This is a genomic window from Aromatoleum diolicum (assembly GCF_012910955.1).
Taxonomy (GTDB): domain Bacteria; phylum Pseudomonadota; class Gammaproteobacteria; order Burkholderiales; family Rhodocyclaceae; genus Aromatoleum; species Aromatoleum diolicum.
In genome coordinates, this window is sequence record NZ_WTVQ01000007.1 from 124,524 (window position 1) to 147,084 (window position 22,561).

The following is a 22,561-nucleotide window of genomic DNA, read 5'->3' on the forward strand; positions in this document are numbered from 1 at the left end:
GCAAAGATCCATTCAGCTCAGTGCCCAGCCGCCGGATCGGACCAGGAGAAGCTGTAACAAAGTGCCGGCAGCGATCGCCACCGCATAGGGCATGCGCCCGGCGGTCTGCTGCAGCGGCTCGAAGCGAGGGCTTTCGCCGCCCGCGGCGCGCATAGCGCTGGTGGTCAGCATGAAGCGCAGATTCAGCGCCAGTTGGCCGAAAGATCGTTGCCATAGCGCCATGACAAGGGCCAAGACACCACCGGCCGCGAAGGTTAGCATCACGACGCCAAGTGTTTGCAGCGGACCGAGAAAGGCGCCCACCATCATCATCAATTTGACGTCGCCGGCCCCCATCGCTCGCAGCGCGTAAAGGGGGAACAAGGCGGCGAAGCCTACGGCGACTCCGCCCAAGGAAGACAAAAGGCCGATTGCGCCGCCAGAGACGTCAAGGATTCCTGCGCCAGGCGCTGCCACCGCATGGATGCCGGAGGCGGCGAGTATGCCGCCGAGGACCAGGAGATTCGGCACCTTGCGCGCATGCAGATCGGAGAGCACTGCAATTGCAAGTGCGCCGAGCAGGCATGCGAGTCCGAAAGTCATTTGAGCCACCGGTTAGTTCAAGAGTCATCAATGCCCTTGGTCAAGGATCGTGGGGCCGCCGTCCTGCGACCCAACGATCCTGCCGTGCAAGGCGTTTGGGCTACTCAAAGAGCGCCGGCCAGCGCAGCACTGACCGCGCCGAACACGCCCTGCAGATTGGTGCCGACAAGCTGAACGCTGGCGATAATGACTACGGCGATGAGTGCCGCAATCAGACCGTATTCGATCGCTGTGACGCCTTCTTCATCCCGGATGAATTGCCTGATCAGTTCCATTTCGATCTCCATCTATCCAAAAAGAAACAACACTGGTTTCCTGCGTACCGGTCTCGTGCTCGGCAAGGTTCGTTGGGGCACATTTCGGCAATTCCAACAAACCTTCCGTGCAAGCGCGTGCTCAGAGGGCGCCGGCGAGGGCAGCGCTGACCGCGCCGAATACCCCTTGCAGGTTCGTGCCAACCAGTCGCACGCTGGCGATGATGACTACGGCAATTAGTGCCGCAATCAAGCCGTATTCGATCGCTGTAACGCCTTCTTCGTCCCGAATGAATTTCTTGAGCATGTCCATTTCAGCCTCCATCTATCAAAGAACTACAAGGCCGGTTCCCCGGCTACCCATCCGAAACGGGGAACCCGGTCCGGAAAATTTGAAGCGAAACGCGGGGCTTCGCTCGATTTGTTGCCCACGATCACGGGAACACCCCGGCCACGAAGGCGAAGAACGCAGCCAGATTGGTGCCCACCAAGCCGACGGACGCCGCGATGACCGTGAAAATCAAGGCTGCGAGCAGCGCATATTCAATCGCCGTGACGCCGTCCTGCTCTGCGAAGAATGCGTTTAGCATTCCCTTGATTTGCACGGTATTCATTTCTGTCGTCCCTTTCTGTGCGTCCTGAGTTCAGATTAGGCTCGGCCGAGTGTGGTGGCATCGGCAATTGCGCCCGGTGCTGCTAGTCATATGCAACGGGGGGGGCGGGTGACAATTGTCATGGCTGGCATTGAGCTTTGGTGTGCTGCCATCTAGCGCCTGAGAATGACTTCCGGGAGGCGACTGCGTGGCGCGAGACGATGCAGATCGCGATCCACCGCTGAGCTGATGACCAATTGCGTGTGGTTGGAGAGGTCGTGGAACGGCAAAGCACACGTGGCCTCCCGCAAGTTGGAGGCCGCATTGTCGAGGCCGCAGGGGTGCGTCAGAACACAAAGGGGATGAGCCGCCACCTTACGCGGCTCTGGTACGCACGGTACTCGGCTGTCTGCCCGAGAAGCCTTTCCTCGAAATACACACGTGCCAACAGCAGGCCCAGGCTGGCTATCACGATCAGCAGATTTTGGATCGAAACGTTGGCAGCAAGATAGAACGAAAATGAGATCAGGTAGCTGAAGTAAATCGGGTGTCGCACAAGGCGATACATGCCCGCGGTCTTCAGTTCCCGCAGCGCAGGCACCAGTGCCAGACTGCGATTCAGAGACAGCACGCCAGCAATCTGCATCGCCGAGCCAAGCATCAGGCCCCACTCGGCGACAGTTACGGGCGTGTCGGGTGTTGGACGGAGGAGCAAGGGTAGAAATGTTCCCAACACCGCGATGACCCATTCGCGGGGGCTACTCGTGAATGTCTTCGGTTGGGTACGGAGCAGGAAAAATACTGCAATGAGGGTCTCGGCGACACCGAACACAAGGAGACTCGCTTTTCCGGTGAGCTTGAAGGTGACAAGGTGCGCAATCGCGAAGAAGACCCACAGCGCGGAGAGGATGGCCCCGGTAAGAATTTGCATGCGTGCCGACGCGATGATTTGAGGGATTCGGGTCATTTGGCAGATCTCCAGGTAGGGTTCGCTTACGAAACGGCCGTGCCTCCAGAGGTTTTCCGGAGAGGCGAGCCAGCGACTGCGGGCTAGTTTTCGAAGTCTTGGCTGCTTGTTGGAGTGTTTGCCAGCCATCACCGCGCGCTGCATCCGCGTATCTATGATGGTCCGGACCGCGTACTGCCACATCGGTCGATGCGACTGCTTAGGGTGGTTTCCTTGAACCGGTCGCTTCGTGACAACTGTCACGCCTGCCGGCTTATTCCATGGCGCCGAGAATCGCGGCGATCAGGTCGCTGCCTGAAGATGTCTTAGGCACGAAGTCGGCCGCGCCGAGGCGCAGCGCCCGGTGGCGTGCGTCAGGTTCGGTGAGGCATGTGAACACCACGATTGCTGCTTGGCATTTGGCTTGCAGTAGCGGAATGAGCGCAATGCCGTCTTCGCCTGCCAAGTCGGCATCGAGCACGATGATATCCGGCTGGATGTCGTGCGCGAGTTCAAGTGCTTCGCGTCCGCATCGCGCCTGGCCCGTGACCTGCATATGCGGGGACTCGCACGCGATCAATGCCGTGACGCCGGCCAGGATTGCACGCTGGTCATCGACGAGCAGGACTTCGATCGGAGGAGCAAGGGTGAGGCAGGGCACGATGGCGTGCTCCACGCATGCGGCACAGGCCACGATGGGTTGAACATACCGGAAATTGGGTAGTTTCGCCCATAGGAGGAACAGCGCGTACGACCATGACAAATTGCCTGGAAGGGGCGCCGCGCGGCGCCCGCCGAGTCAGTCCTCGGCGAAGATTTCGTCGAGGCTGGCGGCGTCGATTACGCGGTCGGCCCAGGCACGTTTTGCTGCGGAAAACTTCCTGTCAGAAGCCTTGGAAAAGCAGGTCCAACGCGTTCGTGATGTCGTGACGCCGGCCTTCGAAATTGGCAACGGCAGTTTTGAGCATATGGGCAGGAACCGCTGCGAGAAATTGAGTCACCATCGCTACAGCCTCCCCTTCCACCTCAAATACGGGATTGAGGGATTTGGCAGGCACCGGCGCAACGTTCAGGGGCAGGAGCGGCACCACGACGCGAGTGTTCAGGTGGTCGAGCAAATCAGCCTGGACATCGAGCAGGTAACCGGCGCCGTCCGGATTCTTGAAAACGCTGAATCGGGGCATCAAAACCCCCTGTAGCGCGCCAGAGGGAGACCGTTCGCTTCGACATACGCATTGGAACTATCCAGCGCTTCCCGATTCTCGGCCAACCACAACTCAGCGCGTCGTTCGGCTACGGCTCGAGCCAGTCCGGCCTCCGCCGCCTGCGAAATGTTAATTTTCAATGATTTCGCCTCGGCCAGAAGGGTTTCGCCAAGCGTCACATTTGTGGCCTTGCGCGCGCTTCCCTGCGTTGTGGTGGTTCTCATGGAGACTCCTCGGCTGTCAATATGGTTATATTGGCATCTATGCGCATGCATATCAACATGTGACTGCGCATACGCCCCCGAGGAGCCGTCTGGGCGTGGCACTAGAAGGCGACTATCGCGTCATTCGAGCAGATGGCTGTTCCCGTCTCGCACACCTTGTAGGTGTAGGAGCCGCCGCCGTTCTTGTTGATGGCGTCGGTGTAGGCGCCGTCGTTATTCTCCGGCGCTGCGGACACGATGCTGCCGTTGCGCCGGATGTCGACATGCGTCGACGTCGCGCCGCTCCATTGCAGATCGGCCTTCTGCAGGCCTTTGAGTTTGTAGCCGCTGGCAGTCAGCGTGATGCTGGCAGGTGGCGGTGGCGGGGGAGTGTTGGCGGTCAGGGCCAAGTGGGCATTCACTCGTCCGTATTTCACCCAGGCGCGGAAATTCTGGCCAAGTGCGCCTTGGGCGTTTGCGTTGTTTTCAACGTAGCCACGCGCTTGTGTGTTGGTGATGCCGGGGTAGTGGGCGAGGACCAGTGCCGCGACGCCGGCAACGTGCGGTGATGCCATCGATGTGCCGGACAGCCAGTTGTAACAGCCCTCCGGGTCATTCTCGGGCAGACCGCAGGCGCTGTTCGGATACGCCGAGAGGATGTTGTGGCCGGGGGCGGCGACGGACACCCAGGCCGAGCTGAAGGTCGAGAAATACGCCAGGTTGTCGTGCCGGTCGGTCGCCGCGACGGAGATGACTTCCGGGAAGGCGGCAGGGTAGTGGCGGGTTGTCGCGTAGTCGTTGCCGGCGGCCGCCACCAGCACCACACCCTTGTTCCAGGCGTATTTGATCGCGTCCGCCTCGGCCTGCGACGGGGAATAGGGATCGGGGTCGCTGCCGTAGCTCATGTTGACGACGCGGTAGCCCTGGTCGGCGGCGTAGAGCAGGCCTTCGACCGAGTCCGCGACGTCGCACATGCCGAGCAGCGGAAAGGATTCGGACGGGTATTCGCGGCACACCTTGAGCGAAGCGACTTTGGTGTTCCAGCCCACGCCGGCGGTGCCTGCGCCGTTGTTGGTGTTCGCGGCGGCGATGGCCGCGACGTGGGTTCCATGCCCGAGCAGGTCGCCGGGGGTGCTGCTGATCGTGAAGTTCTTCTGCTCGATGCATTTGCCAAGCAGATCGACATGCGTGCATTCGACGCCGCTATCGAGGATCGCGATCGTCACGGTGTCGCTGCCGCGCGAGACATCCCAGGCCTGCGGTGCGTCGATATCGGCATTGACCGTGCCCGATACGCTGCCGCCGGTTTCCGGGTCGTACAGTGCCTGGGCGGTGTTGTTGAGCCCCCATTGTTCGGGCAGGTATTCGATACCGAGCCCCGCCGGCGGTTGCGGATCCTTGCCCTCGGTGGGCAGGATCAGGGGCCGATAATAGTTGGGTTCGGCGTAGCGGACATTGGGATTGCGCTGATAGACGGCCACCGCGCCCTCGACTGTCCCCGAGGGCACCGCGAGCACGTGCACGCCGATCGCGTCGAAGCGTTTCACCAGCAGGGCACCGGCGGAGGCGTGCGCCTGCGCGATCTCGGCGCCCGGCGTGCCGGGCTGGAAGGCCACCAGGACGCGATCCGGAGCGAAGCGCGGTAGCGGCTCGAGGCGTTGCGATGGCCCTGCAGCAGGCGCTAGCGGCGCGCTTAGCAGGAAGAAGGCGCCGGCGAGCGGTGCGAGGATGGCGGCGTGACGCATGATTTCTCCTCCGGAACGAAGTCTCAGGCTTCAGGAAACGGGAGAACCCGGCATGACGCTGCACTGGCCTTCGGATCGTACTGCGTGCCTCGGGCGTGCCGGTCACTCTACAGCCGACGGGCTCGCGCAAACTTGCGGAGCTCGACGGATACAACAAGCTTAGTGGTCCGTGGACGCACCGCGCGCGGGAGGAGATGCCTGCGGCGGGTGTGACAATTCGACTAGTGTACTGAGGCGGAAGTCGTGTTTCGCTAAGCGGATACGCCGAGCCCGTGTTCCTTCGCATACACGTACAGTTCGAGCCGGCCGTGGACCTCGAGCTTTTGGTAAATCGCCGTCAGGTGATTGCGCAGGGTGTGCTCGCTGATTTTCAGATCCTCGGCGAGGATCAGGCTTTTGGCGCCTTTGTGCCGGACGACCGCGGCGACCACTTCGTGTTCCTTGGGCGTAAGGCCGCTAGCCTTCGGCACGGGGGGCGCGCTGGCCGGCTTGTTGCCGGTCAGCATGTTCATGATGTCGCCGATGAGCGCGCGGTTGACCCAGACGTCGCCCTCGTGGACTTTTTCGATGGCGCGCAGCAGCACGTCCACCGGTTCTTCCTTCCTGACGACGCCGCGGGCGCCAGCCATCACCGCCTTGCGATGCGCGTCGAGATCGCGCGCGCCGGTGAGCACCAGCACGCGGGCTCCGTGGGTGCGAAACAGCTCGTCGAAGGAGTCGGTCGAGTTCTGGCCGCCCAGATCAAGGTCGATCACGATGACGTCCGCTTCGTGGCTTGCCGGTGAAGCGAGCAGTTCGGAAATGCTGGTGGCACTGCCGACGAGACGCATACGGCCGGTGGCGCTGTCGATAAGCCGCTCCAGGCCCCATAGCGTGGCGCGGTGGTCATCCACGAGAAATACGCGGATCAGTCGTTCGGTGACTTCTACCATGATTATTTGCCGCTTATGAAGTCTTCGGGATGGTGATGATTAGATCAGTGAATCCGGGTCGCTGTAGGTCGACTATTACACATCCACTTACAGATTCTGCCCGCTCGACGATCGAACGTGGCACGAACGGGGCGGGTGGTGCCGCCGGGTCGTGGGCGTTGGTGATTTTCAGCACGTAAGCATCGGCTTCGGTGCTGACGAGAATGTCGGCGCGCGTGGCGCTGGTGTGACGCCGGATGTTGGTGAGCGCCTCGCTGAGCATCGGGAAGATGGCGGCGACGAGCTTGCGACGGATCGTCAGGTCGCCATCGCATTGCACGGAAACCTCGATGCCGAAGAGTTCGGAAAAGCGCGTGGCCTGGCGGCGCAGGGCTGGCGCGAGGGCGTCGTCGGCACCGCTGGCGCCGCTGCGCATGCCGGTCACCAGTTCGCGCAAGTGATGCAGTTCGCTGACGACGACTTCCTGCAGGGACTGGATGTCGTCGTGCAGGGGGTTGTCGGCGGCGGCCTTGCGCGCGAGCGCTTCGATGCCGTACTTCAGGCCGAGATAGGGCTGGATCGCGTTGTCATGCAGATCGCGGCCGATGCGGGCGCGCTCGGTGGCCATCGCTTCGTCAGACAGCCGTTCGAGCAGGCCGGCGTTTTCGATGACGGGGGCGAGCTGTTCCATCACGCCGGCGAGCAGATCGACGTCGCGCGAGCGGTAGCGCCGCTGTCCCGATTCGAGTACCAGGCGACAGGGGTAGGGGGCGCGGCGGCAGATCGGGAGCGCGATCAGCGAGCGGGCGTCGAGCGATTCGGCAAGATCTTGCGTGGCGGATCGGGCCGCGCCGGTCGGCAGCTTGGTGACGAGATCGAAGCCGCTGTGGTAGCGGATGGGGAGTCGCCCGAACAGGTGTGCGTGGTGGTGCACGCTGGCGATGTCCGACGGTAGCCGGGTCAGAAGTTCGAGCATGTTGGCGTGCAGTTCGCCGGACACTTCGTTGATCTTGCCGTTGCGGTCGCAGCGAAACAGGCGGGGTTCGCTTTGCGGCAGCCAGATCAGCAGCAGCCCCAGGTCGGCGGCAAAACGTCGCGAGAGGGCGCGCAGCAGGGTTTCCGCAACCCGTTTCACGCCCAGCCGAGGATCGGCCTCGCCGAGCAGGCGTTCTGCAATCGTGACTTGTTCGTTCATCTGCACGCCGGCCCGTGCCAGTCCGGCGACCAGCGGGCCGAGCAGGAGGATCGACAGCGGCTGGAGTATGGTTTCCAGCGAGAGCGCCTGGTTGGGCTGGTCGCGGAAGATGAGCAGGGAGACCCCGCCGGCAGCAGCGAACAGCGACACCAGCAGTCCGGAAACGAAACCGAAGCTCAGGGAGGCGAACAGCACCGGAAACAGCAGCAGCAGGATGAACAGGCTGCTCTGCACGCCGGCCAGTCCGGCGAACAGCAGAATCCAGATCGCATCGATCCACGAGGTGAGGCGGGACATGACCGGACGGTTGCCGCTGAGCTCGACCCAGCACAGCCAGCCCGCAAAGGCGGCGTAACCGAGGACGGCGAGCATCAGCGTCGGACGGGTGGCGAGCGACAGCGAGGTGGCTTCGGTCGCGGCGACGATCGCGACGAGTACCCGAATGTTGGCCAGAACCCGCCGGAGTTCAGGGCTGTTCTTCGCGCGTTCGATCTTCGGGCCGGCTGTTGGCGAGGAAGCGAGGCCGGCGGTGGGGCGGTCCATCTGACAGTCTCCGTTCGGTCGTTGCGCTTTACGCGTCTGTCGGGGTCATGCCCCTTATGCCAATTACGATTTCTGGCGATCATAACGGCATCATTGAGCTTGCACAAAGTTACATTTTCACGAATTGATAGACTTAGTGAGTGCCGGGGAATCCCCACCACTGGCGAGCGTCAAATCGGATGTGGCCGGGAAGCGGCCGGGAGACGATGATGAGCGTGACACGCACTGAAACCGATTCGATGGGCCCCGTCGAGGTCGCAGCAGACCGCTACTGGGGGGCGCAAACGGAGCGATCGGTGGCGAATTTCCCGATCGGCACCGATCGCTTCCGCTGGGGGCGGCCGATGATCCGCGCGCTCGGCATCCTGAAGAAGGCGGCCGCGCAGGCGAATGCGGACCTGGGCGAGCTGCCGGTGGAGATCGCCGAGCTGATTGTTCGCGCGGCCGACGAGGTGATCGACGGTACGCTGGACGAGCATTTTCCGCTGGTCGTGTTCCAGACGGGTTCCGGTACGCAGTCCAACATGAACGCGAATGAGGTCATCGCGAATCGCGCGATCGAGATCGCCGGCGGCGTGATGGGCTCGAAGCGCCCGGTGCATCCGAATGATCACGTGAACCGCGGCCAGTCGTCGAACGACACCTTTCCGACCGCGATGCACATCGCGATCGTCGAGGAGTTGCAACATCGCCTGCTGCCGGCGGTGGCGCGGCTGCGCGGCACGCTTGCGGACAAGGCGAAAACTTACGAGGAAGTGGTGAAGACCGGGCGCACGCATCTGCAGGATGCGACGCCGGTCACGCTCGGGCAGGAGATCGGCGCCTGGGTGGCGCAGATCGATTTCGGCGCGGCCGCCGTCCAGGCAAGCCTGCCGGGGCTGTTCGATCTGGCGATCGGCGGTACCGCGGTGGGCACCGGGCTCAACGCCCATCCGCGCTTCGGCGATCGCAGCGCCTCGGGCATCGCGGCGCTGACCGGACAGCCGTTTCGCAGTGCGCCGGATCGCTTCTTCGCGCTCGCCGCGCATGATGCGCTGGTCCATGCGTCGGCGGCATTGCGTACGCTGGCGGGTGGCCTGATGAAGATGGCCAACGACGTGCGCTGGCTCGCGAGCGGGCCGCGCTGTGGCATTGGCGAACTATTGATTCCGGAGAACGAACCCGGGTCGTCGATCATGCCGGGCAAGGTCAATCCGACGCAGTGCGAGGCACTGACGATGGTGTGCGTGCAGGTGTTCGGCAACGATGCGGCGGTGGCATTCGCCGGCACGCAGGGCAATTTCCAGCTCAACGTGTACAAACCGGTGATGGCGCACAACGTGCTGGAGAGCATCGCACTGCTGGCCGATGCCTGCGATGCCTTCGAGGCGCATTGCGCGCGCGGCCTGATGCCCAATCTGGCACGCATCCGCGAGAACCTGGAGAAGAACCTGATGCTGGTGACGGCGCTCAATCGTCACATCGGCTATGACAAGGCCGCCGAAATCGCCAAGACGGCGCACCGTGAAGGCTTGTCGTTGCGCGAGGCGGCGCTGGCGTCCGGCTACGTTGGCGCCGAGGAATTCGAGCGCTGGGTGGATCCGGAGGCGATGACGCGACCGGGCGGCTGAGTGCGCCGTAGCGTGCCCCGTAGGCGCGGCTTTAGCCGCGAATGAGCTGCCCGTGGTGACTGGTAGAGGTGTTCGCGGCTAAAGCCGCTCCTACGGAGCCAAGGCGCCGGCATGCCGGTCGTGCGGTTCAGGCGACCTTGTTTTTCGCCGTCGCGATGCGCGCCAGTGCCGCGCGGCCGCTGCTGATATGCGTACGCATCAGCATTTCCGCCTCGTCGGCCTTGCGCGCGGTGAGTGCGGCAAGAATCTGCCGGTGCTCCGCGAGCGATTGTTCCAGGCGCCCTTCGCTGAACAGTGAATGATGGCGTGACAGCTTGATGACCTTGCGCAGGTCTTCGATCGCGTGCTGCAGCCAGCGATTGTCGGTAATTTCCTGCAGGGCGAGGTGAAAAGCCTGGTTGGCTTCGAAGAAGCCGTTGATGTCGTCCGCACCGGCAGCGGTTTCGAGCTGCAAGTGGATTTTGCGCAGGCGTTCCAGATCGGCCTCGCTGGCCTTGCGCGCGGTGGTCTGTGCGCACTGGCCTTCGAGCAGGGCCATCACGGTGAAGATTTCGTCGAGGTCGCGTTCCGAAATCTCGGTGACGTAGCAGCCGCGGCGCGGCTTCAGCGTCACCAGCCCTTCGGAGGCGAGCACTTTCAGCGCCTCGCGCAGCGGCGTGCGCGAAATCCCGTAATCGTCGGCCAGCGCCTGCTCGTCCACCCAGGTGCCGGGTGGCAACTCGTGCGAAAAAATACGCTGGCGCAGCCTCTCGGCCACCTCCTGATAGAGGGCAAGCGGGGCGATGCGGGATGCAGTCATGGGCAGTTTGCTACGCAGGTTTCGACGGCCGCGAACGGGACCGCGAAGAGGGCCGATTCGGGAGTTGCATTCATAATTATGGATAAAGTATTATTCGCCGGCCAGCACAAGTCAACTTCCCCTGCGCGGCGTAGGATGGGAGGCTATATATCCGGATGTAATCCCGGATATATGGCGAAGGAGAGGGAGCCACGCCGAAAGCAAGGGGGCGCCGGCGGCCGCCCGCGGTGTATGCCGCGGGCGGTCTCGTCGTCGCACGACGGGCTGTGCAGGGCATGTTGGTTCGCAGTTCCGTGCTTGTATCGGCCTTGCCGGCAGCACGGGTTGCCGTAGCACCGAACATCGTTATCGCCGCCGTCCGCGGCCAATCGAATAAGAGAGGGTTTGTCATGTCGAACGACAAGATGCCGGCGTATTCCCAGTCGGATCTGGATGCCTGGAACAAGGCGGCTGCCAAGCACGCGCCCGGTGGCGATGTCGCCAAGCTCAACTGGGTGACGCCGGAAGGCATCGCGGTCAAGCCGCTGTATACCCAGGCCGATGTCGCCGATCTGGCGCACACGGATACGCTGCCCGGTTTCGAGCCCTTCCTGCGCGGTCCGCAGCCGACAATGTACGCGGTGAAGCCGTGGACGATCCGCCAGTACGCGGGCTTTTCCACCGCGGAAGAATCCAATGCCTTCTACCGCCGGGCGCTCGCCGCCGGCGGTCAGGGCGTGTCGGTGGCCTTCGACCTCGCGACCCACCGCGGCTACGACTCGGATCATCCGCGCGTGACCGGCGACGTCGGCAAGGCGGGCGTGGCGATCGACTCGGTCGAGGACATGAAGATCCTCTTCAATGAGATCCCGCTCGACAAGGTGTCGGTGTCGATGACGATGAACGGCGCGGTGCTGCCGATCCTCGCCGGCTACATCGTCGCCGCCGAAGAGCAGGGCGTGAGCCAGGAGAAGCTCTCCGGGACCATCCAGAACGACATCCTCAAGGAGTTCATGGTCCGCAACACCTACATCTATCCGCCGACGCCGTCGATGAAGATCATCGCCGACATCTTCGGGTACACGGCGCAGCACATGCCGAAGTTCAACTCGATCTCGATTTCCGGCTATCACATCCAGGAAGCGGGCGCGAACCAGGCGATCGAGCTGGCCTTCACGCTTGCCGACGGTCTCGAGTACGTGCGCACCGGCATCAACAGCGGCATGGACGTCGATGCCTTCGCCGGCCGCCTGTCCTTCTTCTGGGCGGTGGGGATGAACTTCTACCTCGAGATCGCCAAGATGCGCGCGGCGCGCCTGCTGTGGTGGCGGATCATGAAGGGCTTCAACCCGAAGAGCGCGAAGTCGATGATGCTCCGGACGCACAGCCAGACCTCGGGCTGGTCGCTGACCGAGCAGGATCCGTACAACAACGTCGTGCGCACGACGATCGAGGCGATGGCGGCGGTGTTCGGCGGCACGCAGTCGCTGCACACCAACGCGCTCGACGAAGCCATCGCGCTGCCGACCGAGTTCTCGGCGCGTATTGCCCGTAATACCCAGATCATCATCCAGGAAGAGACGCACATCTGTAACGTCGTCGACCCGTGGGCCGGCTCCTACATGATGGAAAAGCTGACCCAGGACATGGCCGACAAGGCGTGGAGCCTGATCGAGGAAATCGAGGCGATGGGCGGCATGACCAAGGCGGTCGAGTCGGGCTGGGCCAAGATGAAGGTCGAGGAATGCGCCGCCGACAAGCAGGCGCGCATCGACTCGGGCAAGGACGTCATCGTCGGCGTGAACAAGTACAAGCTGGCGAAGGAAGATCCGATCGAGATCCTCGATATCGACAACCACGCCGTGCGCGAGTCGCAGATCGTGCGCCTCAACAAGATCCGCGCGACGCGCGATACGGCGGCGGTGCAGGCTGCGCTGGACGCGCTGACCGCGTGCGCCAAGGCGGGGCAGAACGGCGGTGGCGAAGGCAACCTGCTCGACCTCGCCGTCAAGGCGGTGCGCCTGCGCGCGACCGTCGGGGAAATCTCGGACGCGCTGGAAAAGGTCTTCGGCCGCTATCGTGCCAACCCGCAAGCCGTGTCCGGCGTGTATGGAGCCGTCGTGGAAAACGATGCCGACTGGAAGGAACTGAAGGCCGACATCGAGGCTTTCGTCGCCGAAGAGGGCCGTCGCCCGCGCATCATGATCGCCAAGCTCGGCCAGGACGGCCACGATCGCGGCGCGAAAGTCGTCGCGTCGGCTTTCGCCGATCTCGGTTTCGACATCGACATCGGGCCGCTCTTCCAGACGCCGGAAGAAGCCGCGCGTCATGCGGTGGAGAACGACGTGCATGCGGTGGGATGTTCCAGCCTCGCCGCGGGCCACAAGACGCTGGTGCCGGCGATCATCAACGGCATCAAGGCGCTGGGCGCGGACGACATCATCGTCTTTGTCGGCGGCGTGATTCCGGCGCAGGATTACGACGCGCTGTATGCTGCCGGGGCCAAGGGCATCTTCGGGCCGGGGACGCCGATCCAGGTGGCCGCGCGCGAAGTCCTCAAGCAGATTCGCGCCGCGCGCGCCAAGGCCTGATCCGCAGCTACGGGGCGACCGGTCGTGTGGCCGTGTCGCCCTTGTATTGTTGACCTTGCGGGCCGCCCCGCGATTGCGATGCACTTCCGATCGATGCCGATGAACCTGTCTGAACGCTTGCCTGAAAGTATGGCCGAACGCGCGTCCGAGCTTGACCCTGCCGACCGCGCGCTGGTCGACGGCGTGCTCGCGCATCAGCTGCGCCCGCTGGCGAAGACCATTACGCTGCTCGAATCTCAGCGCGACGATCACAAGGCGCGCGCGCGTCACGTGCTCGAAGCGCTGCTGCCGCATACCGGCGGTGCGATGCGGGTAGGGATTTCGGGCGTGCCGGGGGTGGGCAAGTCGACCTTCATCGAGGCGCTCGGGCTGTATCTGATCGAACAGGGCCTGCGTGTCGCGGTGCTGGCGGTCGATCCGTCCTCGTCGCTGACGGGCGGTTCGATCCTCGGCGACAAGACGCGCATGGAGTTGCTGAGCCAGAATCCCGCGGCCTTCATCCGGCCGAGCCCGTCGGCGGGCAGCCTTGGCGGGGTCGCCGAGAAGACGCGCGAGACGATGCTGGTGTGCGAGGCCGCCGGTTTCGACGTGATCATCATCGAAACCGTCGGGGTGGGACAGTCTGAGACCGCGGTCGCCGGCATGAGCGACATCTTCTGCCTGCTGCAGTTGCCCAACGCGGGCGACGACCTGCAGGCGATCAAGAAAGGCATCATGGAGATCGCCGATCTCATTGTCATCAACAAGGCGGACATCGATGCGGGTGCGGCGATGCGCGCGAAGTCGCAGATGAAGACGGCGCTGCACATGCTGCGCCCGGCCAGCCCCAACTGGACGGTGCCGGTGCTGATGCTGTCGGCGCTGCACAAGCAGGGCATCGCCGATTTCTGGGCCGCGGTGACGGAGTACCGTCGCGTGCTCAGCGCCACCGGCGAGTTCGAGGCCAAGCGGCGCCATCAGGCGCTGGCGTGGATGTGGGATCTGATCGACGCCGGGCTGCGCAGCCGTTTCCGCAGTCATCCGCGGGTGAAGCACGAATTGCCGGCGCTGGCGCAGGCAGTGGAGGAGGGGACGACCACGCCCTCGGCCGCCGCACTGCGCCTGCTCGGCTATCTGAATTGAGTTGAACACCCGGCTGCCCTGCGTGGCCGGGGTGGCAGAAACTGTTAAGGAGGTCATCAATGCACGACATCATTCGTCAGCTGGACGAAAAGCGCGCCAAAGCCTGCCTCGGTGGCGGACAGAAGCGCATCGACGCCCAGCACGCCAAGGGCAAGTTGTCCGCGCGCGAGCGCATCGAACTGCTGCTCGACGATGGCAGCTTCGAAGAATGGGACATGTTCAAGGAGCACCGCTGCACCGAGTTCGGCATGGATGCCGACCACACGCCGGGCGATGGCGTGGTGACCGGTTATGGCACGGTCAACGGCCGTCTGGTGTTCGTGTTCTCGCAGGACTTCACGGTGTTCGGCGGTTCGCTGTCGGAAACCCACGCCGAGAAGATCTGCAAGGTGATGGACCACGCGATGAAGGTCGGCGCGCCGGTGATCGGCCTCAACGACTCGGGTGGCGCGCGCATCCAGGAAGGCGTCGATTCGCTCGGCGGCTATGCCGACGTGTTCCAGCGCAACGTGATGGCGTCCGGCGTGGTGCCGCAGATCTCGCTGATCATGGGGCCGTGCGCCGGCGGCGCGGTGTATAGCCCGGCGATGACCGACTTCATCTTCATGGTGAAGGATTCGTCTTACATGTTCGTGACCGGTCCGGAAGTCGTGAAGACGGTGACGCACGAGGAAGTGACGGCCGAGGAGCTGGGCGGTGCGGTGACCCACAACACCAAGTCGGGTGTCGCCGATCTGGCCTTCGAGAACGACGTCGAGGCGCTGATGATGACGCGCCGGCTGGTCGGTTTCCTGCCTGCGAGCAATCGCGAGAAGCCGCCCACCGTGCCGTCGATCGACCCGGCCGACCGCATGGACATGTCGCTTGACACGGTGGTGCCGAGCAACCCGAACCAGCCGTACGACATGAAGGAAGTCATCTTCAAGATGGTCGACGATGGCGACTTCTTCGAGCTGCAGCCCGACTACGCGAAGAACATCATCACCGGTTTCGCGCGCATGGAAGGCTCGCCGGTGGGCATCGTCGCCAACCAGCCGCTGGTGCTCGCCGGCTGCCTCGACATCAAGAGCTCGATCAAGGCGGCGCGTTTCGTGCGCTTCTGCGACGCGTTCAACATCCCCGTGGTGACGCTGGTCGACGTGCCGGGCTTCATGCCGGGTACCGCGCAGGAATACGGCGGCATCATCAAGCACGGCGCCAAGCTGCTCTATGCGTACGCCGAATGCACGGTGCCCAAGGTCACGCTGATCACGCGCAAGGCCTATGGCGGTGCGTACGACGTCATGTCGTCGAAGCACCTGCGCGGCGACGTGAACTTCGCCTGGCCGTCGGCGGAGATCGCGGTGATGGGGCCGAAGGGTGCGGTGGAAATCATCTTCCGCAGCGAGAAGGACGATCCGGCCAAGCTCGCCCAGCGCGAAGCCGAGTACAAGGCCCGCTTCGCCAACCCCTTCGTGGCCGGCGCGCGCGGCTTCATCGACGACGTCATCCTGCCGCACGAGACGCGCAAGCGCGTGTGCCGCTCGCTGTCGATGCTGAAGAACAAGGAACTCGAAAACCCGTGGCGCAAGCACGGCAACATCCCGCTGTAAGCCAGGGAAAGGGGAAAGCATGTTTAAAAAGATCCTGATCGCAAACCGTGGCGAAATCGCCTGCCGCGTCATCAAGACCGCCCGCAAGATGGGCATCAAGACCGTTGCCGTGTATTCCGAAGCCGACAAGGACGCGCTGTTCGTCGAAATGGCCGACGAGAGCGTGTGCATCGGCCCGGCGGCGTCGAAAGAGTCCTACCTGGTGATCGACAAGATCATCGCCGCCTGCAAGCAGACCGGCGCCGAAGCGGTGCATCCGGGCTACGGCTTCCTGTCCGAGAACGCCGAGTTCTCGCGCCGCCTGGAAGAAGAAGGCATCACCTTCATCGGTCCGAAGCATTATTCGGTCGGCCAGATGGGCGACAAGATCGCTTCCAAGAAGCTCGCCAAGGAAGCCCAGGTCAATACCATTCCGGGTTATGCCGACGCGATCGATACGGCGGAGCAGGCGGTCGAGATCGCCAAGGGCATCGGTTACCCGGTGATGATCAAGGCCTCGGCCGGCGGTGGCGGCAAGGGCCTGCGCGTCGCGTTCAACGACAATGAGTGCCTGGAAGGTTTCACCTCCTGCCGCAACGAAGCGAAGACCGCCTTCGGCGACGACCGCATCCTGATTGAAAAGTACGTTCTCGAGCCGCGTCACATCGAGATCCAGGTGCTCGGCGATGCGCACGGCAACTGCGTCTATCTGCACGAGCGCGAGTGCTCGATCCAGCGCCGTCACCAGAAGGTGATCGAAGAGGCGCCGAGCCCGTTCATCGATCCGGCAACGCGCAAGGCGATGGGCGAGCAGGCGGTGGCGCTGGCCAAGGCGGTAAAGTACCAGTCCGCCGGCACGGTCGAATTCGTCGTCGGTGCCGACAAGTCCTTCTACTTCCTCGAAATGAACACCCGCCTGCAGGTCGAGCACCCGGTAACGGAAATGATTACCGGCCTCGATCTCGTCGAGCAGATGATCCGCGTCGCGGCCGGCGAAAAGCTGTCCTTTACCCAGGACGATCTGAAGATCAACGGCTGGTCGATGGAATGCCGCATCAACGCGGAAGACCCGTTCCGCGGCTTCCTGCCCTCGACCGGCCGTCTGGTGAAGTTCCAGCCGCCTGCCGACGTCGCGGGCCAGGTGCGCGTGGATACCGGCGTGTATGAGGGCGGCGAGATCTCGATGTTCTACGACTCGATGATCGCCAAGCTGATCGTGCATGGCGCGAACCGCGAGCAGGCCATCGAGCGCATGCGCGATGCCCTCAACGGCTTCGTGATCCGCGGCATCAGCTCCAACATCCCCTTCCAGGCCGCGCTGCTGCAGCATCCGCGCTTCTGCTCCGGCAACTTCAACACCGGCTTCATCGCCGAGGAGTTTCCGCAGGGCTTCGATGCCTCGATGGTGCCGCACGACGATCCCGCGCTGCTCGCGGCCGTCGCCACCTTCGCGCGCCTGCGCTACATCGACCGCGCCGTACAGATCGACGGCCAGCTTGCCGGCCACGGGCGCAAGGTGTCCAGCGACTGGGTGGTGGTGATGGGCGGCAAGCAGTACCCGGTGTCGGTCGAGCGCGCCGGTGGCGGCATGGCGATTACGCATGGCGACAAGACGTATCGCATCGTGTCCGACTGGACGTTCGGCGACCTGTTGTTTACTGGCACGGTGAATGGCGCGCCGGTGTGTCTGCAGATCGAACGGCGCGGCCTGCGCTATCGCATCTCGCATTTCGGCCTGCAAGTCGAGCCGATGGTGATGACCGGGCGCGCCGCGTACCTGTTGTCGCTGATGCCGGCGAAGCTGCCGCCGGACATGTCGCGCTTCCTGCTGTCGCCGATGCCGGGCCTGCTGCGCGAGATCGCCGTTGCCGAAGGCCAGGAGGTGAAGGCGGGCGAGAAGCTGGCGGTGATCGAAGCGATGAAGATGGAAAACGTGCTCAAGGCCGAGCAGGACGGCAAGGTGAAGAAGCTCGTCGCCAAGCCGGGCGCCAGCCTGTCGGTCGACGAGGTGATCATCGAGTTCGAGTGATCGAGGACGGCGCTGCCGCAATCGCGGCGGCGCCTCTGCATCCCCGCATGAGCCCGCGCAAGCGGGTTTTTTTATTGTGCGCAACGATTGGTGACGAGACGCCGGGCATGTGGCCGCCAACGTGGACCATAATCAACAATATCAAGTGCGGACATTCTGTCGGGAGGATGCATGCTGTTTCGCAAGGGCCGCGAAAGCCAGAATGTCGAGGATCGCCGTGGGAGCCACTTTGGTGGTGGTCGCACTATCGGCATCGGCACCATCGTCCTCGCGCTGGTGGCGATGTATTTCGGCATCGACCCGAGCATCGTGCTCGACACTGCCGGCGTCACGCAGTCGCCTGCACCGGAGTCGGCCAAGGACGCGGCGCCACGATCGCCAGCCGAGGATGAGCTGGCGCGCTTCGCGTCACTGGTTCTAGCGGACACCGAGGACACCTGGGGGCCGATTTTCGAGGCTGGCGGCCAGAAGTACCAGGAGCCGCGCATGGTGCTGTTCACCGGGGCTACGCGTAGCGGCTGTGGCGTCGGCGAGGCGGCAATGGGGCCGTTCTATTGTCCGGCCGACCACAAGGTATACCTCGACCTGTCGTTCTTCAACGAACTGCAGCAACGCTTTCGCGCACCCGGCGATTTCGCGCAGGCTTACGTGATTGCGCATGAAGTCGGGCACCACGTGCAGAACCTGCTGGGGATCTCCGGCAAGGTCCAGGAGGCGCGCGAGCGGGCCTCCGAGCGCGAAGCAAATCAGTTATCGGTGCGTCTGGAATTGCAGGCGGATTGCTTTGCCGGGGTGTGGGCGCATCACGCCGACCGCACCCGCCAGATATTGGAGGCGGGTGACGTCGAGGAGGCGCTGGGCGCGGCGACGGCGATCGGCGATGATCAGTTGCAAAGGCGGACGCAGGGGCGAGTGATGCCTGACAGCTTTACGCACGGCAGTTCCGCCCAGCGCGTACGCTGGTTCCGCGCCGGGCTCGAAAAAGGCAGTGTGCGCGCCTGCGATACCTTCAACGCGACGAATCTTTAGGTGGAGGGCGGCGTTTTCGGAGTCGCGTCGCGCGGAAAGCAGCGCCTCCCGCCGGGCGTAACAGGTGCGCGCCGATGCGACGGATAACGCCACAGGCGTATCCGCCCAGAGGCTTGCGCCGGGTGCTCAGCCAGCCAGTTTTGCGAAGGCCGCGGTGACTTCGGCGGGTGCCTGCACCAGTTCGACCAGCACGCCTTCGCCTCCGATCGGGAATTCCTCGTTGCCTTTCGGGTGCAGGAAGGTGATGTCGTAGCCTGCGGCGCCGCGACGGATGCCGCCCGGTGCGAAGCGCACGCCGTTTGCCGACAGCCATTCGACCGCCTTCGGCAGGTCATCGACCCACAGGCCGACGTGGTTCAGCGGCGTGGCATGCACGGCAGGCTTCTTCTCGGGGTCGAGCGGCTGCATCAGATCGACCTCGACCTTGAACGGCCCCTTGCCCATCGCGCAGATGTCCTCGTCGACGTTCTCGCGTTCGCTGACGAAGTTGCCAGTGACTTCCAGCCCCAGCATGTCGACCCACAGGGTCTTGAGCTTGTCCTTGCTCGGACCGCCGATGGCGATCTGCTGAATGCCGAGGATCTTGAACGGGCGCTGCGTCATGGAAATCTCCGTGGAACGATGTCTAGGATTAAGAATTCATAATTATGGCGAGTTGACGACAGGCCGTCGAGTGGCTGCCCGGTGGCTCGGCTACTCCCAGCTGACCTGCGCCGAAAACAGGTAGCCGGCACCGTATACGGTCTTGATGAGCTTGGGGCTGTGCGGGTCGTCGTCGAGCTTGCGGCGCAGTCGCGAGATGCGCACGTCGATGCTGCGATCAAAGGGGTCGACGTCGCGCTCGCCGAGCAACTGTTCGCGGCTCAGGATCCTGTTGGGGCTGCGCAGCAATGCGAGCAGCAGCGTCGCTTCGGCCGCCGAGAGGCTGACCTCGTCGCCGTCGGGTCGCGCCAGCGCATGGCGGCCGCTGTCGAAGCACCAATTGGCGAAACGTGCGATGGTGCGCTCGCTGGCGGTGACGTCGGCCGGTGCCTCGGGCGCTGCGGTACGCATGTAGCGGCGCAGGATGGAGCGTACGCGCGCGACGAGTTCGCGCGGTTCGAACGGTTTGACGATGTAGTCGTCGGCGCCCAGTTCAAGGCCGAGCACGCGGTCGGTAATGTCGTTGCGGCCGGTCAGGATCAGCACCGCGCAGGGGCTGCCGTCCTGCAGTTCGCGCACCACCTGCATGCCGTCCATGTCGGGCAGCCCGAGGTCGATGATCACCAGGTCGGGCGAGGTCTGCCGCGCCCGCGCAAGGAACTCGCGGCCGGTGCGGATGTGTTCGCTGCGGAAGCCGTAGCCGGCCAATGCATCGCAGATGAGGCGGGCAATGTCGGGTTCGTCTTCGAGGACCAGGATAAAAGGCGAAGATGCTTCCGTGGCGGTCATTGCGCGATGTTTTCCTCTTCGGGTTCGAGCTTGTCGAGGGCGGCGGCGAGCGTGTCGGGGTCGAAAGGCTTGCGCAGGACGGGCACGTCGAGCTCGGCGGTGCCGGCCAGGGCATTGTCGCTGGCGTAGCCGGTAATCAGCAGGATGGGCATTTTCGGGCGCAGCGCGCGCGCACGCGCGACCAGTTCGCGCCCGCCGATGCCGCCCGGCATGATGGTATCGGTGACGAGAATGGCGATGTCGGGAATGCTTTCGAGCAGGCTCCATGCCTCGACGCCGTCGCTGGCCTCGATGACCGCGTAGCCAAGGTCGGTGAGCTGCATGCGGATGATGCGGCGCACGTCCGGCTCGTCCTCGGCAAGCAGCACCGGGCCGCGGGGGTGGCGGTTGGCGCGCTCGCTGGCGGCCGGCGCGTCGGCGACTGGCGCTGTCGGTTCGTCGGCGCGCGGCAGGACGAAGGTGACGGTGGTGCCGCTGCCCGGTGTGCTGCGGATGCGGATGTTGCCACCTGACTGGCGTACGAAACCGTACACCATTGCCAGCCCCAGTCCGCTGCCGCGCCCGAAAGGCTTGGTGGTGAAGAAGGGCTCGAACAGGCGCGGCAGCAGTTGCGCATCGATGCCGCTGCCGGTGTCGGTGACATCGATCTGCACGTAGTCGCCGACGGGGAGCTCCACCAGCATCGCCAGGCTGTCGGGGATGCGGCGCTCACCGACCGTAATGCTCAAGTCGCCGCCGTCGGGCATCGCGTCACGGCCGTTCAGCGCGAGGTTGAGCAGCGCGTTTTCGAGCTGGTGCGGATCGACGAAGGCGTAGAGTGGCGTCTCCGGCAGGTGCGTATGGACGCGCACGTTTTCGGTCAGCGAGCGCGAGAGCAGCTGGGCCATGTTATGCACCAGTGCGCCGACTTCCACGGTGCTCGGTTCCAGGGCCTGGCCGCGCGAGAAGGTCAGCAACCGCTTGATGAGGTCGGCGCCGCGCCGCGCGGCGTGCAACGCCGGGTCGAGATGCTCGCTCAGCTCTCCGCCCGGGGGCAGGCGCGATTGCAGCGCCGCGAGGTTGCCGATGATGATGGTGAGCAGGTTGTTGAAGTCGTGGGCGAGACCGCCGGTGAGCTGGCCGACCGCTTCCATTTTCTGCGCCTGCACCAGCGCGGCCTGGCTCGCCTTCTGCTCGGTGATGTCGGTGGACAGCACGAAGTAACCGACGACTTCCCCCTGCGTGGACACTTCCGGCACGATTACGCTGCGCGCATGCACGGTGCGCCGGTTTTCCAGCGTGCGGGCGTATTCGTAACTGACGCGCTCGCCGGTTGCCGCGACCGCCAGGTGCTTTCGGACCACCGGGTAGAGCTCCCCGCCGAACACGTTTTCGATGCTGCGCCCGACGATCTCGTCCTTCGCCAGGCCGAACCATTCGGCGTATCCGCGGTTGGCGAATTGATAGATTTCGTGGCGATCGACATACGCGATGAGCGCCGGGATCGAGTCGATAATGAGCTTCAGCCGTTCCTCGCTACGCCGCAGTGCACCGGCGATCTCGTCGATTTCGGCGTTGGCGTGGGCGAGGCGCGAATTGGCGTTCTCGAGTTCCTTGGTGCGTGCCTTGACGCGCGCTTCAAGCTCCAGGTTCTGGCGCTCGATCACGGCCTCGTAGCGGCGCTGCTCGGTAATGTCGGTCCACAGCGAGATGAAGCCGAGGTTTGGGATCGGCACGCCGCGGATCGCGAGGATCTTGCCGTTCGGACGTTCGCGCTCGACGTAATGGGGCAGGAAGGCGCGCGCGGCGGCCATGCGCTCGGCGATCAGCTTTTCCAGCTCGCCTTCGCCGTATTCGCCGCGTTCGGCATTGAAGCGGACGAATTCCTCGAACGGCGTGCCGACCCGCACCATGCTTTCGGGAAAGTCGAGCAGGCGCAGCATGGCCTTGTTCCACGTCACCAGCTTGGGTGTCGCGTCGAACACCGCGATGGCCTGGTCGAGCAGATCCAGCCCCGCGAGCAGCAGGTCGTAGCGACGCAATTCGTGCGACGACATGCGCGGTGCCGGGGCAGGTTTGGCGGATTCGGGCGAGGGGGCGTTGCGCAGCATCAGTTGGGTGTTCCCCGGCGGAATTCTGCAGCCATTCTAGTGCAGGTCGCAGGGTGGATGAGCCGAAGGCGTTATCCGCCAGTGTTGCCCGGCGGCAATCGGGGGCTTGGCGGGTGGCGCTGTGCGTTCCCGC

Annotated in this window: 21 protein-coding genes; 6 read left to right on the forward strand and 15 right to left on the reverse strand. The window is 64.0% G+C overall.

Annotated elements, in window-relative coordinates; genetic code table 11:
- Positions 1-12: 12 nt before the first annotated feature.
- The 11 genes from GPA25_RS06260 to GPA25_RS06310 all read right to left on the reverse strand — a co-directional run bounded on the left by GPA25_RS06260 (position 13) and on the right by GPA25_RS06310 (position 8,177).
- Entirely contained in the window at positions 13-582 is a 570-nt protein-coding gene (locus GPA25_RS06260; protein ID WP_169259507.1) for an A24 family peptidase, read from the reverse strand.
- 104 nt (positions 583-686) lie between these two features.
- Entirely contained in the window at positions 687-857 is a 171-nt protein-coding gene (locus GPA25_RS06265) for a Flp family type IVb pilin (RefSeq protein ID WP_211162975.1), read from the reverse strand.
- Between the two features lie 121 nt (positions 858-978).
- Positions 979-1,149: a Flp family type IVb pilin gene (locus GPA25_RS06270; protein ID WP_169259509.1), complete on the reverse strand. Its 171-nt coding sequence runs from the start codon at positions 1,147-1,149 to the stop codon at positions 979-981.
- Positions 1,150-1,270: 121 nt separating this feature from the next.
- Positions 1,271-1,450 (reverse strand): Flp family type IVb pilin, encoded by a 180-nt coding sequence (locus GPA25_RS06275; protein ID WP_169259510.1) that lies wholly within the window; start codon positions 1,448-1,450, stop codon positions 1,271-1,273.
- Positions 1,451-1,775: 325 nt separating this feature from the next.
- On the reverse strand, positions 1,776-2,396 hold the full coding sequence (locus GPA25_RS06280) for a methyltransferase family protein (protein WP_169259511.1): 621 nt from the start codon (positions 2,394-2,396) through the stop codon (positions 1,776-1,778).
- Positions 2,397-2,649: 253 nt separating this feature from the next.
- Positions 2,650-3,051, reverse strand: coding sequence for a response regulator (locus GPA25_RS06285; RefSeq protein ID WP_169259512.1), 402 nt, complete (start codon positions 3,049-3,051; stop codon positions 2,650-2,652).
- 208 nt (positions 3,052-3,259) lie between these two features.
- Entirely contained in the window at positions 3,260-3,559 is a 300-nt protein-coding gene (locus GPA25_RS06290) for a CcdB family protein (RefSeq protein ID WP_169259513.1), read from the reverse strand.
- Positions 3,559-3,804 (reverse strand): type II toxin-antitoxin system CcdA family antitoxin, encoded by a 246-nt coding sequence (locus GPA25_RS06295; protein WP_169259514.1) that lies wholly within the window; start codon positions 3,802-3,804, stop codon positions 3,559-3,561. Before GPA25_RS06295 ends, GPA25_RS06290 begins: the two co-directional genes overlap by 1 nt.
- Positions 3,805-3,905: 101 nt before the next feature.
- Positions 3,906-5,528 (reverse strand): S8 family peptidase, encoded by a 1,623-nt coding sequence (locus GPA25_RS06300; protein ID WP_169259515.1) that lies wholly within the window; start codon positions 5,526-5,528, stop codon positions 3,906-3,908.
- Between the two features lie 251 nt (positions 5,529-5,779).
- Positions 5,780-6,460 (reverse strand): response regulator transcription factor, encoded by a 681-nt coding sequence (locus GPA25_RS06305; RefSeq protein ID WP_169259516.1) that lies wholly within the window; start codon positions 6,458-6,460, stop codon positions 5,780-5,782.
- Positions 6,461-6,473: 13 nt separating this feature from the next.
- Positions 6,474-8,177: a sensor histidine kinase gene (locus tag GPA25_RS06310; protein WP_169259517.1), complete on the reverse strand. Its 1,704-nt coding sequence runs from the start codon at positions 8,175-8,177 to the stop codon at positions 6,474-6,476.
- A 209-nt stretch (positions 8,178-8,386) separates the two neighbouring features.
- Between GPA25_RS06310 and fumC the strand changes: the two genes are divergently transcribed.
- Positions 8,387-9,787 (forward strand): class II fumarate hydratase, encoded by a 1,401-nt coding sequence (gene fumC / locus GPA25_RS06315; protein ID WP_169259518.1) that lies wholly within the window; start codon positions 8,387-8,389, stop codon positions 9,785-9,787.
- Between the two features lie 127 nt (positions 9,788-9,914).
- Here fumC and GPA25_RS06320 read toward each other — a convergent pair whose 3' ends face one another.
- Entirely contained in the window at positions 9,915-10,586 is a 672-nt protein-coding gene (locus tag GPA25_RS06320; RefSeq protein WP_169259519.1) for a GntR family transcriptional regulator, read from the reverse strand.
- 389 nt (positions 10,587-10,975) lie between these two features.
- On the opposite strand from GPA25_RS06320, the gene scpA reads away from it, so the two are divergent.
- The 5 genes from scpA to ypfJ all read left to right on the forward strand — a co-directional run bounded on the left by scpA (position 10,976) and on the right by ypfJ (position 18,907).
- Positions 10,976-13,156, forward strand: a complete 2,181-nt coding sequence (scpA, locus tag GPA25_RS06325; protein WP_169259520.1) for a methylmalonyl-CoA mutase — start codon at positions 10,976-10,978, stop codon at positions 13,154-13,156.
- 93 nt (positions 13,157-13,249) lie between these two features.
- Entirely contained in the window at positions 13,250-14,278 is a 1,029-nt protein-coding gene (meaB, locus tag GPA25_RS06330) for a methylmalonyl Co-A mutase-associated GTPase MeaB (protein ID WP_169259541.1), read from the forward strand.
- A 59-nt stretch (positions 14,279-14,337) separates the two neighbouring features.
- Positions 14,338-15,870, forward strand: a complete 1,533-nt coding sequence (locus GPA25_RS06335; RefSeq protein ID WP_169259521.1) for an acyl-CoA carboxylase subunit beta — start codon at positions 14,338-14,340, stop codon at positions 15,868-15,870.
- 19 nt (positions 15,871-15,889) lie between these two features.
- Positions 15,890-17,878, forward strand: coding sequence for an acetyl-CoA carboxylase biotin carboxylase subunit (gene accC, locus GPA25_RS06340; RefSeq protein WP_169259522.1), 1,989 nt, complete (start codon positions 15,890-15,892; stop codon positions 17,876-17,878).
- 171 nt (positions 17,879-18,049) lie between these two features.
- A complete protein-coding gene (gene ypfJ / locus GPA25_RS06345) occupies positions 18,050-18,907 on the forward strand; it encodes a KPN_02809 family neutral zinc metallopeptidase (protein ID WP_169259523.1) in 858 nt (285 codons plus the stop codon).
- A gap of 126 nt (positions 18,908-19,033) precedes the next feature.
- Here the strand turns inward: ypfJ and GPA25_RS06350 are convergent, their stop codons facing one another.
- The 3 genes from GPA25_RS06350 to GPA25_RS06360 all read right to left on the reverse strand — a co-directional run bounded on the left by GPA25_RS06350 (position 19,034) and on the right by GPA25_RS06360 (position 22,428).
- Positions 19,034-19,510: a VOC family protein gene (locus GPA25_RS06350; protein ID WP_169259524.1), complete on the reverse strand. Its 477-nt coding sequence runs from the start codon at positions 19,508-19,510 to the stop codon at positions 19,034-19,036.
- Between the two features lie 90 nt (positions 19,511-19,600).
- Positions 19,601-20,338: a response regulator transcription factor gene (locus GPA25_RS06355; RefSeq protein ID WP_169259525.1), complete on the reverse strand. Its 738-nt coding sequence runs from the start codon at positions 20,336-20,338 to the stop codon at positions 19,601-19,603.
- A complete protein-coding gene (locus GPA25_RS06360) occupies positions 20,335-22,428 on the reverse strand; it encodes a PAS-domain containing protein (protein ID WP_211162976.1) in 2,094 nt (697 codons plus the stop codon). The genes GPA25_RS06355 and GPA25_RS06360 overlap by 4 nt, the downstream gene beginning before the upstream one ends.
- Between the last annotated feature and the right edge of the window lie 133 nt (positions 22,429-22,561).